This is a genomic window from Bacillus cereus group sp. MYBK227-1 (assembly GCF_051916325.1).
GTDB classification, from domain to species: domain Bacteria; phylum Bacillota; class Bacilli; order Bacillales; family Bacillaceae_G; genus Bacillus_A; species Bacillus_A cereus.
In genome coordinates, this window is sequence record NZ_JBQAGK010000019.1 from 1 (window position 1) to 14,860 (window position 14,860).

Here is a 14,860-nt window from a genome sequence, read left to right on the forward strand (position 1 = left end):
GAACACGGAAGTTAAGCTCTCTAGCGCCGATGGTAGTTGGGACCTTGTCCCTGTGAGAGTAGGACGTCGCCAAGCAACTAAAAACACAAGTCATTTGACTTGTGTTTTTTTATTTCCCATGAAATAGATTTGGTTCCATTAATAAAAAATTTGAAATATAGTAAGGGATTTTTTGAGCAGAAATACTTAGAAATTGATAAATAAATGGATAATCTTCAGAACCATAACTTCCAAGTAAGTCATACCACCAATCTGTTTCATATCTAGAAATCATGCTTAAATTATAGAGCAATAAATAATGAATGAGGAGTTCAGGTAATATTGGCTTAGGATTTCTAGGGTCAGTCGTAAGTGGCAAATAATAAGTATTAGTAAGATGTTCATAGTATAAAGGAGTACTGTACATAGGATTCCATGATTGAATAGGCGCTGTAAAAAGTAAATTCGATTCATTAGTCTTCTCAGGTACGTGTTGTATTGATAAATGCTTACAAGATGTTTCAATGTAACGAGAAAATCTCTCTTTAGTCATATGTAATCGATCTAGTAGATTGACTGAAAAGGAGAGCTCATTTTTAATTGTTGAATCAATTTTATATAAAGTTGATCCTTTTTGACTATAACGAAATAAATTTTGTAATTCTGGAATATTTCCCATTAGTTCTAACATGTTAAATTTTTCTGCTTCTAAGTTTTTCATGTGAAACAGTTGTTCTGCAACATGAGTAAACAATCCGTTTTTTTGTACCTTCACCTCATCTTCTAAAAATTGATACCCTTGTTTTTTTCGTTTGCGAGTTGTAACGCCATGAGCTAAAACAGTAGTGGATTCAGGATAGTTAGGGTCAATAGTTAGTAGGCATGCTTTAAACAGTTGACTAATTCCATAAAATAACAACATTGGTTGAATGGAAAATGGAGCTGTCTTATATAATTCATAATAATTTTTCCCGTGTTCTAAGTAATAAATAAAGGGATAACAATTTTCAAAACTTTTTTTTTCTGCATCCTGAATAGAGGATTTTTCATAACAACGGGCAAGATAACGTTGTACGTTTTGAGATGAAAAAAAGAAACTTAACTGCTGCCAAGTACAAGATGTTTGATGCATATATTACGCTCCTTTTATTGTCTAAAAATTCTAACATATATATACGTCCTTGACAGTATTTTAACCAATTGATAAGCTACTAATAATAATTTCTGGTATCATAGGGGGAACAATTATGTGGGAATCTAAATTTGTTAAAGAAGGTTTGACTTTTGATGATGTATTACTTGTACCAGCTAGGTCAGATATATTACCAAGAGAAGTAAGTGTTAAAACAGTTTTATCTGAAAGCTTACAGCTAAACATCCCGTTAATTAGTGCAGGAATGGATACAGTAACAGAAGCTGACATGGCTATTGCAATGGCTCGCCAAGGTGGTTTAGGAATTATTCATAAGAATATGTCTATTGAGCAACAAGCAGAGCAAGTTGATAAAGTAAAGCGCTCTGAAAGCGGCGTTATTTCAGATCCTTTCTTCTTAACTCCAGAACATCAAGTATATGATGCAGAACATCTTATGGGAAAATATCGTATCTCAGGTGTACCGGTTGTAAATAATTTAGATGAGCGAAAATTAGTTGGTATTATTACAAACCGTGATATGCGCTTCATCCAAGACTACTCAATCAAAATTTCTGACGTAATGACAAAAGAACAATTAATTACAGCTCCAGTTGGTACTACACTGGAAGAAGCTGAAAAGATCCTACAAAAGTATAAAATTGAAAAACTCCCTCTTGTTGATAATAACGGTGTATTACAAGGGCTTATTACAATAAAAGATATTGAAAAAGTAATTGAATTCCCAAACTCTGCTAAGGATAAGCAAGGACGCTTATTAGTTGGAGCAGCAGTTGGTGTAACAGCGGATGCTATGCTTCGCATCGATGCATTAGTAAAAGCTAGTGTAGATGCAATTGTACTTGATACAGCACATGGACATTCTAAAGGTGTTATTGATAAGGTAAAAGAAGTTCGTGCTAAATACCCATCACTAAATATTATCGCTGGAAATGTTGCTACTGCTGAAGCAACGAAAGCATTAATTGAAGCTGGTGCAAACGTAGTTAAAGTTGGTATTGGACCAGGTTCTATTTGTACAACACGCGTTGTAGCCGGTGTTGGTGTACCACAATTAACTGCAGTTTATGATTGTGCAACAGAAGCTCGTAAACACGGTATTCCAGTTATTGCTGATGGTGGTATTAAGTACTCTGGTGATATGGTGAAAGCTTTAGCGGCAGGAGCACATGTTGTTATGCTAGGTAGCATGTTTGCAGGTGTTGCAGAAAGCCCTGGAGAAACTGAAATTTACCAAGGTCGTCAATTTAAAGTGTATCGTGGTATGGGTTCTGTCGGTGCGATGGAAAAAGGAAGTAAAGATCGTTACTTCCAAGAAGGTAATAAAAAGCTTGTCCCAGAAGGTATTGAAGGACGAGTGCCATATAAAGGACCTTTAGCAGATACAGTTCACCAATTAGTTGGTGGCTTACGTGCAGGTATGGGATATTGCGGAGCACAGGATTTAGAATTCTTACGCGAAAATGCACAATTCATTCGTATGTCAGGTGCTGGCTTACGTGAAAGTCATCCTCATCACGTACAAATTACAAAAGAGGCTCCAAACTACTCATTATAATGTCTTATATACAAATAGACAGAGATTTGATATCTCTGTCTATTTTTTTTTGATTATGTTAGAATAACGGTTATGTGAGTACATAGATATTGGGGGTAGCAAAAGTGAAAGGTATGTTTTGCAAAAGATTCATTGCTTTGGTAACAGTGCTTACACTAGCTTGTAGCATTTTTATGCCATATAGCAATGCATCAGCTGAAACAGGAGCCGCTTTAAACATTGAAGCAGGTGCGGCAATTTTAGTAGAAGCGAATTCTGGGAAAATTTTATATCAAAAGAATGCAGATGAATTATTATCCATTGCTAGTATGACAAAGATGATGAGTGAATATTTAGTTCACGAAGCAGTGGATAAAGGAAAACTTAAGTGGGACCAGAAAATTAAGGTTTCTGAATATGCATATAAGGTTTCACAAGATGCTTCATTATCAAATGTTGCATTAGAAAATGGTGGCTCTTATACAGTAAAAGAGTTATACGAAGCAATGGCAATCTTTTCTGCAAATGGTGCAACAATTGCATTAGCAGAAGCAATTGCAGGTAAAGAAGTAGACTTCGTAAAAATGATGAATGACAAATCGAAAGTACTAGGGTTAAAAAATTATAAATTTGTCAATTCTACAGGTTTAACGAATAAAGATTTAAAGGGAATGCATCCTGAAGGAACAACAGCGGATGAAGAAAATAAAATGTCTGCAAAGGATGTTGCAACTTTAGCACAACATTTAATTAAAGATTATCCAAAAGTGTTAGATACAGCAAAAATCCCTAAAAAAGAATTCCGTCCAGAAAAAGAGAAGTTTGGAATGTCGAACTGGAACTGGATGTTAAAGGGCTTAGTTAAAGAATATGATGGCGTAGATGGCCTAAAAACAGGCTCAACTCCAGAAGCAGGAGATTGCTTCACTGGTACGGTTGAAAGAAACGGAATGCGTTTTATTTCTGTAGTTATTAAAACAAGTTCTCATACAGCACGTTTTGATGAAACAAAGAAGCTATATGATTATGGATTTGCTAACTTTGAAGTGAAACAAATGTATAAAAAAGGTTCTTCAGTAAAAGGACAAGAAACAGTACGAGTAGAAAATGCGAAAGATAAAGATGTAGCAGTTCAAACGAAACAAGCTATTTCACTTCCAGTGCCAAAAGGAAGTAAAGATGTTTATAAAACAGAATTAAAAGAATCAAGTAAGGGACAAGAAGCACCTATTAAAAAGGGAGCTGCGCTTGGTCAAATGGTAATTACGCCAAAAGATACAAACGACCCTGGATTTTTAACTGGTAAGTCACTGCAAGTGGATCTTGTAACGACATCTGAAGTAGAAGAAGCAAACTGGTTTACTCGTGCTATGCGCGGAATTGGTTCATTCTTTAGTGGTATGTGGAATAGTGCTGTTGATACAGTAAAAGGTTGGTTTTAAAAGCTCCTCACGATAGGAGCTTTTTTTTATTCCTATTTTTCATACCGACTTTATGAAAAAGTAGTAGACAAGCATCTGATAGTTAGTGGTAGAATGTAAGAGTATTCTTAATTTTCGCCTTTAACGGGGGAAAGCAATTCACCTAGGGGGGTTTTTGTACATGACAAATGTAACAGGGACAGAACGTGTAAAACGTGGAATGGCAGAAATGCAAAAAGGCGGCGTTATTATGGACGTAGTTAACGCTGAACAAGCAAAAATTGCAGAAGAGGCAGGTGCAGTTGCCGTTATGGCATTAGAGCGTGTACCAGCAGATATTCGTGCAGCAGGTGGCGTTTCTCGTATGGCAGACCCAACAATTGTTGAAGAAGTTATGGGTGCGGTGTCAATTCCGGTTATGGCAAAATGCCGTATCGGTCACCTTGTAGAAGCACGTGTATTAGAATCATTAGGGGTAGACTATATCGATGAGAGTGAAGTATTAACTCCTGCTGATGAAGTATACCATTTAAATAAACGTGATTACACAGTTCCATTTGTATGTGGTTGCCGTGATATCGGAGAAGCTGCACGTCGTATTGCAGAAGGTGCATCTATGCTTCGTACAAAAGGTGAACCAGGAACAGGAAACATTGTAGAGGCAGTGCGTCATATGCGCCAAGTCAATGCAGAAATCCGTCAAGTTGCGAGTCTACGTGAAGATGAGTTAATGACATATGCAAAAAATACTGGCGCTCCTTACGAAGTATTACTTGAAATTAAACGTCTTGGTCGCTTACCAGTTGTAAACTTTGCGGCAGGTGGTGTAGCAACACCAGCAGATGCAGCATTAATGATGCAACTTGGTGCTGATGGGGTATTTGTTGGATCTGGTATCTTCAAATCAGAAAACCCAGAGAAATTTGCACGTGCAATCGTTGAAGCAACGACTCATTATGAAGATTACGAACTAATTGCAAGCCTTTCTAAAGGATTAGGTAATGCAATGAAGGGTGTCGAAATTTCAACGTTATTACCAGAACAACGCATGCAAGAGCGTGGATGGTAATTAAAGGAGAACTTTAAAATGGTGAAAATCGGTGTACTAGGTCTTCAAGGTGCAGTTCGTGAGCATGTAAAATCAGTTGAAGCAAGTGGTGCAGAAGCTGTTGTTGTAAAGCGTATAGAGCAACTTGAAGAGATTGATGGTCTTATTTTACCGGGCGGTGAAAGTACAACAATGCGCCGTCTTATTGATAAGTATGCTTTCATGGAACCACTTCGTACATTTGCAAAGTCTGGTAAACCAATGTTTGGTACATGTGCAGGGATGATTCTTCTTGCGAAAACACTTATTGGCTATGAAGAAGCACATATTGGTGCTATGGATATTACAGTTGAGCGCAATGCGTTCGGACGCCAAAAGGATAGTTTTGAGGCTGCGCTTTCAATTGAAGGCGTGGGTGAAGACTTCGTTGGTGTATTTATCCGTGCGCCGTATGTTGTAGAAGTAGCTGATAATGTTGAAGTGCTTTCTAAGCATGGTGACCGAATGGTAGCGGTAAGACAAGATCAGTTTTTAGCTGCTTCATTCCATCCGGAATTAACAGATGATCATCGTGTGACAGCATACTTTGTTGAAATGGTAAAAGAAGCGAAAATGAAAAAAGTTGTATAAGTAACTTGCAACTTGTATAAGATTATAGTAAATTGATGGTAACAATTTTATAAAATAAGCGTGTTGATAGGAAATAGTAACAAATGTCGTTTCTTATAGAGAGTCGATGGTTGGTGGAAATCGATAGAAACAGTTTGTGAATCCATCCTGGAATGGAATGTGGAATATCTTTTGGATTAGTAAGCATTCCCGGTGAAGAGCCGTTATTTCTACTTGAGAGGAAAGCGGTAATGCTTTCAACTAGGGTGGCAACGCGGGTTAACTCCCGTCCCTTTATATAGGGACGGGAGTTTTTTGTGTTTTATAAAATAAAAGGAGGAGTATATAATGCTTGATATTAAATTTTTACGTACAAACTTTGAAGAAGTAAAAGCGAAATTACAGCATAGAGGCGAAGATTTAACTGATTTCGGACGTTTTGAAGAACTTGATACGAGAAGAAGAGAACTACTTGTTCAGACAGAAGAATTAAAAAGTAAACGTAACGAAGTATCTCAACAAATTTCTGTATTAAAGCGCGAAAAGAAAGATGCAGAAGCTCTAATTTTAGAAATGCGTGAAGTTGGAGAAAAAGTAAAGGATCTTGATAACGAACTTCGTACAGTTGAAGAAGACTTAGAAAGATTAATGTTATCTATTCCAAATATCCCTCATGAATCTGCTCCAGTTGGTGAAACAGAGGATGATAATGTAGTAGCACGTACTTGGGGAGAAGTGAAAGAATTTACTTATGAGCCAAAACCACATTGGGATCTTGCTACTGATTTAGGAATTTTAGATTTTGAACGCGCTGGGAAAGTAACAGGAAGCCGCTTCGTATTTTACAAAGGTGCTGGTGCAAGATTAGAGCGTGCTTTAATTAGCTTTATGCTTGATCTTCATACTGATGAGCATGGATATGAAGAAGTATTACCTCCATATATGGTAAACCGTGCAAGTATGACAGGAACAGGACAACTTCCAAAGTTTGAAGAAGATGCATTCCGTATTGAAAGTGAAGATTACTTCTTAATTCCAACAGCTGAAGTACCTGTAACGAATATGCATCGTGATGAGATTTTAAATAAAGAGCAATTGCCTATAAGATATGCTGCATTTAGCTCTTGCTTCCGTTCTGAAGCAGGTTCAGCTGGGCGTGATACACGTGGTTTAATTCGCCAGCATCAGTTCAATAAAGTAGAGCTTGTGAAGTTCGTAAAACCAGAAGATTCTTATGAAGAGTTAGAAAAGTTAACAAATGATGCAGAACGCGTGTTACAATTATTAGAGTTGCCATATCGCGTTATGAGCATGTGCACAGGCGATTTAGGATTTACAGCAGCGAAGAAATACGATATTGAAGTATGGATTCCAAGCTATGGCACATATCGTGAAATTTCTTCTTGTAGTAATTTTGAAGCTTTCCAAGCGAGACGTGCAAATATCCGTTTCCGCCGTGAACCAAATGGAAAACCAGAACATGTTCATACATTAAATGGATCTGGTCTTGCAATTGGACGTACGGTTGCAGCTATTTTAGAGAACTACCAACAAGAAGATGGTACAATTATAATTCCAGAAGTTCTTCGCCCTTATATGGGAGGAAAAACAGTTATTAAGTAAATTTAAACATTCATCGGTATGAGTGATTGGTAATTATGAGCGTTGTCAGTACTGTAATGTAGGAAGGGGAAAGTGAAATTTTCCTTTCCTCATAATTTATTTTAGTAGGGTTGACTAACTGTTTTTCTTTTGATATTATATTTGATGTCAATATGGAGGTATACCCAAGTCTGGCTGAAGGGATCGGTCTTGAAAACCGACAGGCGGCGAGAGTCGCGCGGGGGTTCGAATCCCTCTACCTCCTCCAGATATAATTGACAACAGCGCATATAAGTGGAGATTGGAGAACTCGTTACCAACACGTAACGAGTTTTTATTTTAAAACCAATCATAAAGTATGGTGTAAGGTAATTTTGTCCTTATTACACACTCATATTCCGATGATTATCTTCATAGATATGAAAGGAGTCAACATGGATCTTATTATACAAACGTTTCCTTTAGATGGAAAAACTTTATATTATGTACAATGTCCTGTCTGTAAGAACAATAGAATTTTAAACAGTGGTGCAAACGTATCACGCATTATTAGTGATGATACATTCCGTAAACTTTGTGGTTGTACTTGTGATGTAAAACCAGCTACGAGTAAAGTAGAGGCGCCAAAACAAGTTAAAAAAGCAGCTGTAAAGAAAGAAGCAGCTCCAAAACGTACAGGTAAAGTATTAACGGCAGTAATTAACGGGAAAGAAATGACTGTTAAAGAGATTGCTGAAGCATACGATATTAGTACAAGTACTGTTCGTCAGCGCATTAACGCAGGAAAACCTGAGAGTGAAATTATTGCTCCAACAAAGAAGAAGTAATTTAATAGGAAAACCCGTGCATATGCACGGGTTTTTTATTTTACAAGTTTACGTGTTTGTTTTAAAAAATGGCCAATTTTTTTTATGATTGGTTCGATTGAATCACCATCTTTTAAAATATCGTACTCATTAATATTTAAGCGTAATACAGGGCATGAATTAAAGTTGTTAATCCAGTTTTCATAACGTCCATGCATTTCTTTCCAGTACTCAATTGGTGTTTGCTGTTCCATTGGGCGCCCGCGTTCTTGAATACGATCGACAATATCATCGAAAGAACCTTCTAAGTAAATTAATAAGTCTGGATGAGGGAAGTAAGGAGTCATGACCATAGCGTCAAATAAACCTTTGTATGTTTCATAATCAGTTTCCGTCATTGTTCCTTTTTCATGATGCATCTTTGCGAAAATTCCAGTGTCTTCGTAAATGGAACGATCTTGAACAAAACCGCCACCATATTCAAAAATTCTTTTTTGTTCTTTAAATCGTTCTGCTAAAAAGTACACTTGTAGGTGGAAGCTCCAGCGAGTGAAGTCCGCATAGAACTTGTCCAAATATGGATTGGAATCTACTTTTTCAAATGATGTGCGATAACCTAAAGCATTAGCTAATGCAGTTGTCATAGTTGATTTACCCACACCTACTGTTCCGGCGATAGTGATTACTGCGTCATTGGGTATATCATATTTTTGCCTTAAATTCATTATTATTTCGACTCCTTTAAGAGAGTATTTTGAAGGGCAGATAGGATAACGTTTAAATCATCAGGATTTTTTACAAAATCCATATCGTCGCCATTAAATTTCAATACTGGTATTTCCGGATGATCTTTTTTAAAAGCATCCATTGCTGTTTCATAATCTTTTGTGAGCTGTAGTAAGTAATTTGGATCCATGTTTTTTTCAAATTCTCTTCCGCGCATGGCGATTCGTTTTTGCAATGTCTCTAGGCTAGCTGTTAAATAAACAATGACATTTGGCACAGGCATATCTTGTGTAAGGATACGATAAATTTGCATGTATTTGTCATATTGAGAGTCTTTTAATGTGCGGGATGCAAAAATTAAATTTTTAAAGATATGGTAATCCGCTACTACTGGTTTCCTTTGATTCAAGTACTTTATGTTAATGTCTTCTAATTGTTTGTATCTATTACAAAGAAAGAACATCTCTGTTTGAAAACTCCATTCGTCGATGTCTTCATAGAACTTTCCTAAAAAGGGATTTTCATCAACAATCTCTTTTAGTAAGTGGAGTTGCATGTGAGTTGAAATTTCCTTCGCAAGTGAAGTTTTTCCAACACCAATTGGTCCTTCAACCGTGATAAATGGTACTCCGGTCACGCTGTTTCCTCCTTTCAATCAGTGATTTACCGTGACTACTAAAAACACAAAACAGAATTATTGTAGCACAAGAGGGAAGCGAGCGGGTTAATTTGATATAAAAAGTTAGAAAATAGATATATGTATTAATTAAATTTTATTTTGGTTGATGATGTTATATTTGCTTTCAATGTAGTTTCCATTATTTTTAAAGCATGTATATTATCTTGGTCGTTGTTAGAGGCGATACAATCCTGTGGTACATACAATTTATAATTTCTCATATGAGCATCATTAGCTGTAAATAGGATACATATATTTCCGGCAACCCCTGTTAATATTAGATTTTCTATTTTTAAATAACCTAGTAATGAATTTAAAGGTGTTTCATAAAAAGCGGAATAATGTGGTTTAATAAAAATGTACTCATCAAAACTTGGAGCAATCTTATGGATTATATTTTCGCTATATTCATTTGTGCAATGAGTAATAAGTTGGTCGATATCAGATCTCCAAAGTTGATAATGGTCATTAACGTAAATTATAGGATAGCCGAAGGATTTCATTTTTTTCTTTAATTGTAAAATAGGGTTTGTTATAGTTTCGCATTTTTTAGCTAGAATGGGTCCGTGGGAAAATTGAAAGTCATTAATCATATCGATAATGAGCAAGGCGGTATTTTTCATATGTAATCCCCTCTCTTTTTTCTTTTAGGGTGGATTGAATTTGTAAAAGTTATCCCCTGTGTAGTAAATGGAAATAAGTGTACTTTATTTGTAATGAAAGGACTATGTTATGGAACAAGATCAAGATATTTATTTTATGCAATTAGCGATAGAAGAAGCTAAAAAGGCAGAGGAAATACAGGAAGTACCAATTGGAGCAGTTATAGTGTTAGATGGTGAGGTAATTAGTGTTGCCCATAATTTAAGGGAAACTGAGCAAAGATCAATAGCTCATGCTGAGTTGCTAGCGATAGATGATGCATGTAAAAAATTAGGGACATGGCGTTTAGAAGATGCAACATTGTATGTAACATTAGAACCTTGTCCAATGTGTGCGGGTGGAATTGTTTTATCACGAGTGAAGCGAGTTGTATATGGTGCAAGTGATCCGAAGGGCGGATGTGCAGGGACATTGATGAATCTTTTAACGGATGAACGCTTCAATCATCAATGTGAAGTAGTATCTGGTGTACTAGAGGAAGAATGCGGTACGTTGTTAACAAACTTTTTTAGAGAGCTTCGTAAAAAAAGAAAAGCAATAAAAAAATTAGAGAAGAATACTGGGAACTAACGTATTTGCATTTTCTAAAGAAACAAGTTATACTGATAATGCCTTTAATGAAGGCAACCGAATATTGGTTTTAACTTTGCCGTGCTAAGCGGGGAGGTAGCGGTGCCCTATACTCGCAATCCGCTCTAGCGAGGCCGAATCCCCTCTCGAGGTTATGTTGCTGTAAGGTCTGCCTTAAGTAAGTGGTGTTGACGTTTGGGTCCTGCGCAACGGGACCCCGTGAACCTTGTCAGGTCCGGAAGGAAGCAGCAATAAGCGGGTCTTCTCGTGTGCCGCAGGAGTGCCTGAACCGAGCTAACTGCTTGAGTAACGCTTATGGTACGTAATCGACGGAGGGTGCACGGCAGTTATATATGTATACAAAACTCACCTTAATACAAAGGTGAGTTTTTTGTATAGAAAATAACTTTTGGAATCTATAAACAGAATGGGTTATAATAAATGAGATAATAACCTTTGAGGGAGGCCGTATTTTCGTGTCATACCAAGCGTTATACCGAACATGGAGACCGCAAAAGTTCGAAGATGTAGTCGGTCAAAAGCACGTGACAAAAACGTTGCAAAATGCCCTTCTTCAAGAGAAAGTTTCACATGCTTATTTATTTTCTGGCCCGAGGGGAACAGGAAAAACGACAATTGCAAAAGTATTTGCAAAAGCAATTAACTGTGAACATGCTCCGGTAGCTGAACCTTGTAATGAATGTCCTTCTTGTTTAGGAATCACACAAGGATCCATTTCAGATGTATTAGAAATTGATGCGGCTTCAAATAACGGTGTAGATGAAATTCGAGATATTAGAGATAAAGTAAAATACGCTCCAAGTGCTGTAGAATATAAAGTATACATTATTGATGAAGTTCACATGCTTTCTATGGGTGCATTCAATGCGCTTTTAAAAACCTTAGAAGAGCCGCCAGGACATGTTATCTTTATTTTGGCGACAACAGAACCTCATAAGATCCCACCTACAATCATTTCACGTTGTCAGCGCTTTGAATTCCGAAAAATATCAGTGAATGATATTGTTGAGAGATTATCAACGGTCGTGACAAATGAAGGTACGCAAGTGGAAGGTGAAGCATTACAAATTGTTGCGCGTGCTGCCGAAGGTGGTATGCGTGATGCGCTTAGTCTTATTGATCAGGCTATATCTTATAGTGATGAGATTGTTACGACAGAAGATGTATTGGCCGTAACAGGATCTGTTTCTCAGCAATACTTAGGCAATTTAGTAGAGTGCATACGTGAAAATGATGTATCAAGAGCATTGCAAATCATAGATGAAATGATGAGTAAAGGGAAGGATCCAGTTCGTTTTATGGAGGATTTCATTTACTATTATCGTGATATGCTTTTATATCAAACTTCACCACAACTAGAACATATGTTGGAACGAGTAATTGTAGATGATCAATTCCGTAAGTTGAGTGAAGAAATGCAACCGGAAGTGATCTATGAGATTATTCATACCCTTAGTAAGGGACAACAGGAAATGAAGTGGACAAATCATCCGCGTATTTTCTTAGAAGTTGTTATGGTGCAATTGTGTCAACAGTTTATGATGCAAGCAAATGGTACAGATCGTTTGCAAGCAATTATGAACAGGATGCAGCAACTGGAGAAAGAGTTAGAGCAAGTCAAAAAGAACGGTGTGCCAGCAGGTGTACAACAGGAAGTAAGAGAGACACGTGCAACACCAAAACCGGTACGAACAGGAAGTATGAAAATTCCTGTCGGACGTGTAAATGAAGTATTAAAACAAGCGAAGCGTCAAGATTTAGAACAATTAAAAGCTGTATGGGGTGAGTTGTTAGGAAGACTCAAATCATATAACAAAGTAGCGTTTGCCGTTTTACTTGAAAATAGTGAACCAGTGGCAGCTTCAGATGACACTTACGTTTTAGCATTTCAATATGAGATTCACTGTAAGATGGCGAGCGAAAATCGAGAAGCTATGGATACAGTAGAACAAGCTTTATTTGAATTGCTAAGTAAAAGGTTAAATATGATTGCCATTCCAAAAAGTGAATGGGGTAAAATCCGTGAAGACTTTTTACAACGTGAAGGTGGAGAGTCTGAAGAAAGCCCGGAGAAAAAGGAAGACCCTCTTATAGAAGAGGCAGTGAAGTTAGTAGGGCAAGAACTCATTGAAATAAAAGAGTAATAATAATTAGGAGGAATTAATTATGATGCGTGGCGGAATGGGAAATATGAATAACATGATGAAACAAATGCAAAAGATGCAAAAGGACATGGCGAAAGCACAAGAAGAGCTTGGTGAAAAAACAGTTGAAGGTACAGCTGGCGGCGGAATGATTACAGTTATTGCAAATGGTCACAAGCAAATTCTTGAAGTGAAGATTAAAGAGGAAGTTGTAGATCCAGAAGATATCGAAATGTTACAAGACTTAGTATTAGCTGCAACAAATGATGCACTTAAAAAGGCTGATGAGCTTTCAAACTCTACAATGGGTAAATTTACAAAAGGCTTAAACTTACCAGGTGGAATGTTCTAGGAGGATATTGATACATGCATTATCCAGAACCAATATCAAAACTAATCGATAGTTTTATGAAGTTGCCAGGTATCGGACCGAAAACAGCGGTTCGATTGGCATTTTTCGTATTAGATATGAAAGAAGATGATGTGTTAGGTTTCGCGAAAGCACTTGTAAATGCGAAGCGAGATTTAGCGTACTGTTCTGTATGCGGACATATTACTGATCGTGATCCTTGTTATATTTGTAATGATTCACATCGAGATCAATCAGTTGTTTGTGTCGTGCAAGAACCGAAAGATGTAATCGCGATGGAAAAAATGAAAGAGTATCAAGGTGTATATCATGTGTTACGTGGTGCGATTTCTCCTATGGAGGGAATTGGACCGGAAGACATTAATATCCCGCAACTCTTAAAGCGACTACATGATGAAACGGTACAAGAAGTGATATTAGCAACAAACCCTAATATTGAAGGGGAAGCTACAGCGATGTATATCTCCCGCCTCTTAAAACCTACAGGCATTAAAGTAACTCGTATTGCACATGGTCTGCCAGTTGGTGGAGATTTAGAATATGCAGATGAAGTGACATTATCCAAAGCGTTAGAAGGGCGCAGAGAAGTATAAGAGGAGAAACAAAAATGTTCTTTCAAAAAAAGGGTAAATTGCGTAAAGAGTATGACGATAAGTTAATTGTACTTTTGGAAAAAGTGAAGAATGAGTGGTTACGTCAGAAGAGAATGGTCGAACAAAGTGTAGAACCGTCTCAAGATGTCATTTGTTCTTTGAAAATAGCAGAGGCGAAATATTTCTTTTTGTTGAAAGAAGCAAAGCGTCGTCCTGTAAAAATGGAACAATGGTAAAAGGTTCTGCTTTCTAAGCAGGCCTTTTTATTTTGTTTTTTAAGTGCTGAGGTATTGTTTTATTTAGTGTATATGAAAGAGATGCTGCATATGATAACTGTTCTTTTTTATTGTCTTGTCCCATACAAATAGATGTATAGGTCATTCATAAGGAGGAAAAAATGAATTCTACAATTATTATTGTTGGTATTCTTACTTTAGTATTTATTTTTCTTGTTTTTGGTGTTGCCTCTAAGCCATTACGTTTTATAGGTAAGGTGATTTTTCATGTTACTTTAGGAATAGCATTGCTTTTTATCGTAAATGTTGTAGGGACATATTTTGATTTTCATATCCCAATTAACATGGGTACAGCAGCAATAACGAGTTTATTAGGTCTACCGGGTGTGGCAGCATTAGTGATTATTAAGCTTTATATCATGCCAAGATAAAATTATTTTGGCATTTTTTTAAAAAGTGTTGACTATTAAATGATTAATATGGTAAATTAATAAGCGTCGTCAGGAACGAAAGGAAAAAGTTGTTGACAGATTTAACGCAAAATGTTAAATTATAAAAGTCGCTGAAACGCGATATTGAACTTTGAAAACTAAACGAAACAAACAACGTGAAACGTCAATTTTTATTTTAGATGCTAGACAAACTAACTTTATTGGAGAGTTTGATCCTGGCTCAGGATGAACGCTGGCGGCGTGCCTAATAC

Annotated in this window: 16 protein-coding genes, 1 tRNA gene, 1 other RNA gene and 1 other annotated feature; of the genes, 14 read left to right on the plus strand and 4 right to left on the minus strand. The window is 36.8% G+C overall.

What is annotated here, in order from left to right:
* Positions 1-109 precede the first annotated feature (109 nt).
* Entirely contained in the window at positions 110-1,111 is a 1,002-nt protein-coding gene (locus ACTFRM_RS30860; protein WP_173601129.1) for a YaaC family protein, read from the minus strand.
* A gap of 115 nt (positions 1,112-1,226) precedes the next feature.
* Here ACTFRM_RS30860 and guaB point away from each other — a divergent pair, with 115 nt between their 5' ends.
* The 7 genes from guaB (at position 1,227) to ACTFRM_RS30895 (ending at position 8,176) form a co-directional block, all read left to right on the plus strand.
* Complete coding sequence (gene guaB, locus ACTFRM_RS30865; protein WP_000264088.1) at positions 1,227-2,690, plus strand: IMP dehydrogenase; 1,464 nt, start codon at positions 1,227-1,229, stop codon at positions 2,688-2,690.
* Between the two features lie 113 nt (positions 2,691-2,803).
* A complete protein-coding gene (gene dacA, locus ACTFRM_RS30870) occupies positions 2,804-4,111 on the plus strand; it encodes a D-alanyl-D-alanine carboxypeptidase DacA (RefSeq protein WP_157404442.1) in 1,308 nt (435 codons plus the stop codon).
* Between the two features lie 160 nt (positions 4,112-4,271).
* A complete protein-coding gene (gene pdxS, locus ACTFRM_RS30875) occupies positions 4,272-5,159 on the plus strand; it encodes a pyridoxal 5'-phosphate synthase lyase subunit PdxS (RefSeq protein ID WP_000186165.1) in 888 nt (295 codons plus the stop codon).
* Between the two features lie 18 nt (positions 5,160-5,177).
* Positions 5,178-5,768, plus strand: coding sequence for a pyridoxal 5'-phosphate synthase glutaminase subunit PdxT (gene pdxT, locus ACTFRM_RS30880; protein WP_000238785.1), 591 nt, complete (start codon positions 5,178-5,180; stop codon positions 5,766-5,768).
* A 54-nt stretch (positions 5,769-5,822) separates the two neighbouring features.
* Positions 5,823-6,044: a binding site (T-box leader), on the plus strand.
* Between the two features lie 51 nt (positions 6,045-6,095).
* Entirely contained in the window at positions 6,096-7,370 is a 1,275-nt protein-coding gene (gene serS / locus ACTFRM_RS30885; RefSeq protein WP_000884187.1) for a serine--tRNA ligase, read from the plus strand.
* A 154-nt stretch (positions 7,371-7,524) separates the two neighbouring features.
* Positions 7,525-7,617: transfer RNA gene (locus tag ACTFRM_RS30890), tRNA-Ser, on the plus strand.
* A 166-nt stretch (positions 7,618-7,783) separates the two neighbouring features.
* The gene (locus ACTFRM_RS30895) at positions 7,784-8,176 is read left to right on the plus strand and encodes a DUF3797 domain-containing protein (RefSeq protein ID WP_000364193.1); all 393 of its coding nucleotides are present in this window, start codon (positions 7,784-7,786) and stop codon (positions 8,174-8,176) included.
* 35 nt (positions 8,177-8,211) lie between these two features.
* Here the strand turns inward: ACTFRM_RS30895 and ACTFRM_RS30900 are convergent, their stop codons facing one another.
* From ACTFRM_RS30900 to ACTFRM_RS30910, 3 genes are all read right to left on the minus strand, one after another.
* Positions 8,212-8,880, minus strand: a complete 669-nt coding sequence (locus tag ACTFRM_RS30900) for a deoxynucleoside kinase (RefSeq protein WP_001053585.1) — start codon at positions 8,878-8,880, stop codon at positions 8,212-8,214.
* 2 nt (positions 8,881-8,882) lie between these two features.
* Positions 8,883-9,518, minus strand: coding sequence for a deoxynucleoside kinase (locus ACTFRM_RS30905; protein WP_000148218.1), 636 nt, complete (start codon positions 9,516-9,518; stop codon positions 8,883-8,885).
* A gap of 125 nt (positions 9,519-9,643) precedes the next feature.
* Positions 9,644-10,183, minus strand: coding sequence for an isochorismatase family cysteine hydrolase (locus ACTFRM_RS30910; protein WP_000798724.1), 540 nt, complete (start codon positions 10,181-10,183; stop codon positions 9,644-9,646).
* 109 nt (positions 10,184-10,292) lie between these two features.
* Between ACTFRM_RS30910 and tadA the strand changes: the two genes are divergently transcribed.
* The 7 genes from tadA (at position 10,293) to ACTFRM_RS30945 (ending at position 14,588) form a co-directional block, all read left to right on the plus strand.
* Positions 10,293-10,793 (plus strand): tRNA adenosine(34) deaminase TadA, encoded by a 501-nt coding sequence (tadA, locus tag ACTFRM_RS30915; RefSeq protein ID WP_000434329.1) that lies wholly within the window; start codon positions 10,293-10,295, stop codon positions 10,791-10,793.
* A 79-nt stretch (positions 10,794-10,872) separates the two neighbouring features.
* An RNA gene (gene ffs, locus ACTFRM_RS30920) (signal recognition particle sRNA large type) lies at positions 10,873-11,137 on the plus strand.
* A 132-nt stretch (positions 11,138-11,269) separates the two neighbouring features.
* The gene (gene dnaX / locus ACTFRM_RS30925) at positions 11,270-12,958 is read left to right on the plus strand and encodes a DNA polymerase III subunit gamma/tau (protein ID WP_000121587.1); all 1,689 of its coding nucleotides are present in this window, start codon (positions 11,270-11,272) and stop codon (positions 12,956-12,958) included.
* A gap of 25 nt (positions 12,959-12,983) precedes the next feature.
* On the plus strand, positions 12,984-13,310 hold the full coding sequence (locus tag ACTFRM_RS30930; RefSeq protein ID WP_014894853.1) for a YbaB/EbfC family nucleoid-associated protein: 327 nt from the start codon (positions 12,984-12,986) through the stop codon (positions 13,308-13,310).
* Positions 13,311-13,324: 14 nt separating this feature from the next.
* A complete protein-coding gene (gene recR / locus ACTFRM_RS30935; RefSeq protein WP_000559169.1) occupies positions 13,325-13,921 on the plus strand; it encodes a recombination protein RecR in 597 nt (198 codons plus the stop codon).
* A gap of 14 nt (positions 13,922-13,935) precedes the next feature.
* The gene (locus ACTFRM_RS30940; RefSeq protein ID WP_000466019.1) at positions 13,936-14,157 is read left to right on the plus strand and encodes a YaaL family protein; all 222 of its coding nucleotides are present in this window, start codon (positions 13,936-13,938) and stop codon (positions 14,155-14,157) included.
* 161 nt (positions 14,158-14,318) lie between these two features.
* Positions 14,319-14,588: a pro-sigmaK processing inhibitor BofA family protein gene (locus ACTFRM_RS30945; RefSeq protein WP_001089273.1), complete on the plus strand. Its 270-nt coding sequence runs from the start codon at positions 14,319-14,321 to the stop codon at positions 14,586-14,588.
* Positions 14,589-14,860: the final 272 nt, after the last annotated feature.

Bases quoted from the DNA above. Each gene is read 5' to 3' on its own strand.
- pdxS (WP_000186165.1), top strand. From the start codon at position 4,272: ATGACAAATGTAACAGGGACAGAACGTGTAAAACGTGGAATGGCAGAA.
- ACTFRM_RS30945 (WP_001089273.1), top strand. From the start codon at position 14,319: ATGAATTCTACAATTATTATTGTTGGTATTCTTACTTTAGTATTTATT.
- guaB (WP_000264088.1), top strand. From the start codon at position 1,227: ATGTGGGAATCTAAATTTGTTAAAGAAGGTTTGACTTTTGATGATGTA.
- serS (WP_000884187.1), top strand. From the start codon at position 6,096: ATGCTTGATATTAAATTTTTACGTACAAACTTTGAAGAAGTAAAAGCG.
- ACTFRM_RS30930 (WP_014894853.1), top strand. From the start codon at position 12,984: ATGCGTGGCGGAATGGGAAATATGAATAACATGATGAAACAAATGCAA.
- ACTFRM_RS30860 (WP_173601129.1), bottom strand. From the start codon at position 1,111: ATGCATCAAACATCTTGTACTTGGCAGCAGTTAAGTTTCTTTTTTTCA.
- recR (WP_000559169.1), top strand. From the start codon at position 13,325: ATGCATTATCCAGAACCAATATCAAAACTAATCGATAGTTTTATGAAG.
- ACTFRM_RS30940 (WP_000466019.1), top strand. From the start codon at position 13,936: ATGTTCTTTCAAAAAAAGGGTAAATTGCGTAAAGAGTATGACGATAAG.
- pdxT (WP_000238785.1), top strand. From the start codon at position 5,178: ATGGTGAAAATCGGTGTACTAGGTCTTCAAGGTGCAGTTCGTGAGCAT.
- ACTFRM_RS30895 (WP_000364193.1), top strand. From the start codon at position 7,784: ATGGATCTTATTATACAAACGTTTCCTTTAGATGGAAAAACTTTATAT.
- ACTFRM_RS30910 (WP_000798724.1), bottom strand. From the start codon at position 10,183: ATGAAAAATACCGCCTTGCTCATTATCGATATGATTAATGACTTTCAA.
- ACTFRM_RS30900 (WP_001053585.1), bottom strand. From the start codon at position 8,880: ATGAATTTAAGGCAAAAATATGATATACCCAATGACGCAGTAATCACT.
- dacA (WP_157404442.1), top strand. From the start codon at position 2,804: ATGTTTTGCAAAAGATTCATTGCTTTGGTAACAGTGCTTACACTAGCT.
- tadA (WP_000434329.1), top strand. From the start codon at position 10,293: ATGGAACAAGATCAAGATATTTATTTTATGCAATTAGCGATAGAAGAA.